The 5,230-nt window shown below is 35.1% G+C and carries 4 protein-coding genes; 2 read left to right on the top strand and 2 right to left on the bottom strand.

What is annotated here, in order from left to right:
- A partial coding sequence (locus QW128_09085; protein ID MEM3833719.1) for a hypothetical protein occupies nt 1–316 on the bottom strand: 316 nt, incomplete at its 3' end.
- Nucleotides 317–623: 307 nt separating this feature from the next.
- Entirely contained in the window at nt 624–4,145 is a 3,522-nt protein-coding gene (locus tag QW128_09080; protein MEM3833718.1) for a DUF4091 domain-containing protein, read from the bottom strand.
- A gap of 166 nt (nt 4,146–4,311) precedes the next feature.
- Between QW128_09080 and QW128_09075 the strand changes: the two genes are divergently transcribed.
- Nucleotides 4,312–4,470, top strand: coding sequence for a hypothetical protein (locus QW128_09075; protein MEM3833717.1), 159 nt, complete (start codon nt 4,312–4,314; stop codon nt 4,468–4,470).
- A gap of 561 nt (nt 4,471–5,031) precedes the next feature.
- Complete coding sequence (locus QW128_09070) at nt 5,032–5,220, top strand: hypothetical protein (GenBank protein MEM3833716.1); 189 nt, start codon at nt 5,032–5,034, stop codon at nt 5,218–5,220.
- Nucleotides 5,221–5,230: the final 10 nt, after the last annotated feature.

The raw sequence follows: 5,230 nt of genomic DNA, 5'->3' as shown, positions 1-5,230 counted from the left end.
CATCGGTATTCAATAAGTCTTCCTTTCGAAGATCCAGGACACGATTATGCCACTGTGTCTTGAAATCTCGAAGAATGTAAACTGTCTTGAGCGTGTTCTTGGAATTGATATTTTCCAATTGAGATATCGCAGTCTTTGCTGTTTCATTACTTATCTTTCCTTCCCTTGCTTCGGTTTTTATGATCTCAAAAAGCTTGGGAAGCCCTGGTATTTTTTTATCTGGGCCGGACCTGTAAATTTCTCGCAGTGAATACATCCTGGAAGACTGTTCCTCGTCTTTTATGGTTAGTTCCCTGACTATTTTTTGATATCTCAATATCTTCTGTCTTGGTCAATATTGGCTCGTCGAAAGCGTTAGAGATAGCCTCTCTTGTCGCGTGGTAGATCTTTCAATCGCCTAAGACTTTCTCCACATTTAAATCAAATAATCCTGAATTATCGCCACCAGCCCACCCCCTATTTTTTAAATGCCACAATGGTTCCTATATTCTAGGCTCCTTTTTTCATCAATTTCTGGGGCATGAACTCACACCTTGATTATTTTTAGCTTATTTCAAAATGCTATAAACAAATCAGTAGACATACGCTTCTAGATTTAGCCAAATAAATAAAAAAAGGAAAAATTATTTGTCTTTTCGTGCATCATTGGCATTATTTCCCTGTGTTAGCTTTGGTGGTTTGCGACGGTATGCTGTAATACTTAAAATTAATGCAAGTAAAGCAGCTATCAGGGCAGTTATTCCCAACAAGTAGTTTATATTAACTTCATTTCCTTGATGAGTTTGAGTGGTTTGTAAATTATTCAGGTGATTCTCTATATTTTTAATTTGGGTTTGTAAATTAGTAGTATTTATATGATATGTTTCATTTAAGTAAGTTATCTCAGATTCTATGTAATATAACTGTGACTTTATCTGGGTAATATTAGAGCTGAGCGATTGTGTAATCTGAGTTTCTATCGTATTTAATTGATTTTGTATTTGCATTATATTATTAATAACCGTTTGTGTAATTAATGGAACGAGAGTTATGTTTATATTTGTACTACCATTCGCTTTAATGTATATCTGGGAAACATATGATTGATATCCAGGCGCATACGCAGATATTACGTAAGATCCTACAGGTAATATATCATTGAAAGTAGAATTGATATGTGGAATAACACTTCCATTTATAATCAACGTTGCATTGGATGGGTTAACAGTGCCCGTCAATATTCCCGTGTACAATGGCGAAGGGTATACTTTTACCGGTGTAGAAATAGTTTGTGATGTGTACCCATTCGCTTTTATAACGGCTGTGATTGTACCTGATTCTGTTGTCAACAAATATGGTGCTTCATAAAGGGCTTGATAGATACCATTTCCGTCATAAACAATATTTGAAAATGTGCCGCCTAGCGATGATGACAGAGTTACATTTGCAAATGGTATTGGATTACCATTTGATGTTACTGTTAAAGATACAATGGAACTAGAGCCTCCAGCCAAAACACTCATTGATGATGACATAGAAGCATTAATGGAAGGCATACCCTCAGTTGGATCAAATACGACATAATCTAATCTATGAGAATTTCCACCTTCATAAAACCAGTCTCCATATGTTGGATAAAGACTGCCGGTTCCCTCTACGTTAATGCCCCAATAATTACCTATTTCTGGAATAGCATATGGAGGGGTGGGCGGTTCTGATTCTACAGCTATAAAAGGTAAAGTCACATTTAAGGATTTATAGGGTATTGTAAATTCTGCTATTATTGTCTTATTATCCAAAGTTTTTTGGGTCGAATATAAAGGATGAGAAATCCAGCCGTAACCCCATACATCCATTCCGTTTTTATCGGTAATAATACCGTAGCCAGATATATTACTAGGCCATAATATTCCAAATGAACGATCATAATTAGGATTAGAAAGATAAGGTGCCAAATAGACGTATATATATGGGCTCGGAACATATTTATTGCTTAGTGACGTGTAATTTACGAGTAAAAATACGTCACTAGAATTATATGTCATATACATAGATATATGAGCTAATGGTATGCTCCCGTTATTATTAGTAGCGTTTCCCTCATAAATTAAATGATTAGCGAATAAAGATTGATTTAAAGACATATTTAATTCTGACCCAATACTAGTTGGTGTAATTGAAAATGTCTGCGGTAATATAAATTGTGGTTTTGGTGTTTCCACGTTTAATACTACATTTCTAGTAGTAATTTCACCATTATAATTTGAAGTAACTAGAATGGTATTAAGTCCTGAATTCAGGGGAATCGATGCATTGAAATATCCATTAGAATTTGCTCCGACAGGTATTCCATTTATTGTAACATAAGCACCTGGAACGGTATATCCCGCAATCCATTCTTTGTGTATATTGTTAAAAATTGTAGTATTATAATTTCCATATTGAGATAACACTATAAGTGGTACTGGTGAATTTAATTCTTCGATATATTCAGCCACATTTTTTATTAATGTTTGGTAACTATAATAATTCAAAGAGTAATTTGTTAAACTTTTGACTGCTATAGTTATTAAATTATCTATGATTTGCTTATTATTAATGTTCTTCCAGCCATATTGATTTTCCACATTTGAAAGAGAACTATTAAGAACGTATAGCATCTCATAATCTTGAATTCCGTCTCTTAAATTATCTAGCCTAATAGAACCGACAGGAGCATAAGGATTTCCAGCTGGGTTGTAAACTGATCCGCCAGGATATATAAGTGTACCATCTAGATTAGCAGGATCGTAATTAAAACCTTCCCACGGATTTATCCAAGGATTTTGTCCCCATTCAAAGTCCGCGCCGACCGAAAAGTATAGCATACCATTTACTCCATATAAATATTGCGCCAAGCTTATAGCTACTTCGCTAGCTAAATATGAATCTAAATCAAACTCCGGCAATGGGTATTGTGGCGTAATGCAACTATACCACCATACGCTTTTCCCACGATTTTGATAGTATGAAACCCAAGAAGAATTACTTGCAAATCTTTCTATATGAAAATCAAAAGTAGTGATATTATTAAACAAAGGTCCAGTAGTAGGTAAAGTATATCCGGTTTGCATAAAATTCAATGCGGGGTCTAATGAATGTACATATGACGCTTCCCTTGTAATATTTTCGTTATATGAATATAACCCAATGTAATCTGATAGTGCCGGCTCATCATTAGTATAGGTATATGCCTTTGAAAGCCACCCATTAGAGATAACATATTGCAAATTTTCTTCATCTATCGTCTTATTATAGGTAATCGGGAAAATAAAATTTGTAACTCTTGGATTATTAAAAAAGTAGGATTCACTCACATTTTTAATAGGCCAACCTGCATACCAAATACCAAATGGAGGGTTATAAGGTACAATTCTATGGTTAATCAGGAACCAATATGTAGCGTTGGCAACTTCATAATAATCCCATAGACTAGAAGTATTTAACCCCCAGTACTTTAAAGAATTCATAGTAACACCCATCCCTGCCACTACAGGGTAGGTATTTGCGTAAGGTATACTAAATCCAAAGACAGTCAAAGATATCGAAATATTTTCTGATCCGGCGTTCGATGTTGTTACCGTAATAATTCCATTATAAACACCTTGAGGGGTAGACTGAGGTATAAAAATATCAACCCAAATAGGAGCGTTAACATTTGGAGTTACATTAAAAGGATATAATTGAGGTAATGGATCAGGCCAATAAGTTTCGGGTGGAGAAGTTAGATAACTGTATGGACCATTTACAGATACATTTGTAACTTTTATATATTTCTCAAGATACATTTGAATATTACTTGCATTTATTACATTCCCGTTTGTGCTTAGTAGATTAGACGCTTTAGCATAAACATTTATAAGATTAATACTGGACGTTATAACCAGCTGAAAATCTACGTACTCATTACCAGCACCATAAAGGATTGCACTAGTAGTTCCTGTAGATGAACTGTTTTCAAATACGTGGGTCATAGAATTTTGGACCCACACACTATAACCAGTAGATGATGTTCCTGTGTTAGAATTTACTCCTTGTGAAGCTGAAACTGCCACGTTCGTCAGAGTCAGTACGCTCATTATCATAACCACAATAACCACCATAGCTGCTATCGTTTTTTTATTCATATTTTTCATCTCTCCCTTTCTTTGGCTTTTCCCTAATCAAAGGCTAATTGATAGTATGATATTTCTAATATTTAAATATATCGCTCTTATGTAGCGTGTTAAGCAATTCTTAATTTCTTTCAGAAAAAGGTTATGATGTGATTTCTGAAGAGGTGTTTGATGTTCTATGTCAAACACAAACACCTCCGATGGAAACATAGAAAGGAATGATAAAATAGTTTGGAGAAAGTACAACACTTCTCTTGTAAGTAGGATAGATGTGCTAATGGATACATCATTCCTGAATTCATGGAATGATGATCTGAAGAGGGAGAATGATATGTAGAAGATGAATACCTCAGAAATTATTCAAATTCATATCTAATGTCAGAGAGATATGGAATGTTCCATTCAGGGAACTGGAAGGATTCGTCAGGAAACTTTCAGAACTTACAGGCAAGTTCAGGCCATTGAGCTACGTCCCAATATTCCAGCGCATAAGGGGTATTCTAATATCAATTATTAATGAGATCAACGCATCTTTCAATAAAACAGTGATAATTGAGTCATCTGATTGAAATTCATGCAGAGGAGTGATTGTTTTTCCAAAAGATGGAATGTCAGTAGGAAGGGTTGGATAAAGATGCATGTTGCAATATAAGAGGATGAATGTCATCTCCTTAACAATAAGGAACATAGGCCTGATACAAAGGAATTCAGAAAAGTCCTAAGCCCGATCATAGGGAATATATCAACAATACGCTGACAAGGGGTACGATAGCAGGAAGAACTTCATGTATTTACAATGGATGCAGTAATTCTTCCACGCAGTAATGCAAGATCCCTATCACATTCTCCATAAAGAAAAGTTGTCAGGGAAATCAAGAGGATTGGAATTGAATCATGGATGAGAGAGAGGCAGTACGGGAAAAGATGGAGGGTGGAGATATTCTTCTCAGCTCTGAAGAGGGTTATGGGTGAAATTATAATGGCAAAGAAACCAAAGTATCAGATACAGGAAGCTGTGATGAAGATATGTATTCTTAATGAGAAAGAATACGCTGATGAGTTGAATTGCTTAACACACTGTTTCTGACTATGTTTTC

Source organism: Thermoprotei archaeon, assembly GCA_038881895.1.
Lineage (GTDB): Archaea > Thermoproteota > Thermoprotei > Gearchaeales > WAQG01 > JAVZOV01.
Note: the sequence above shows the minus strand (reverse complement) of the source record. Positions and strands in the feature narration are given on the sequence as shown.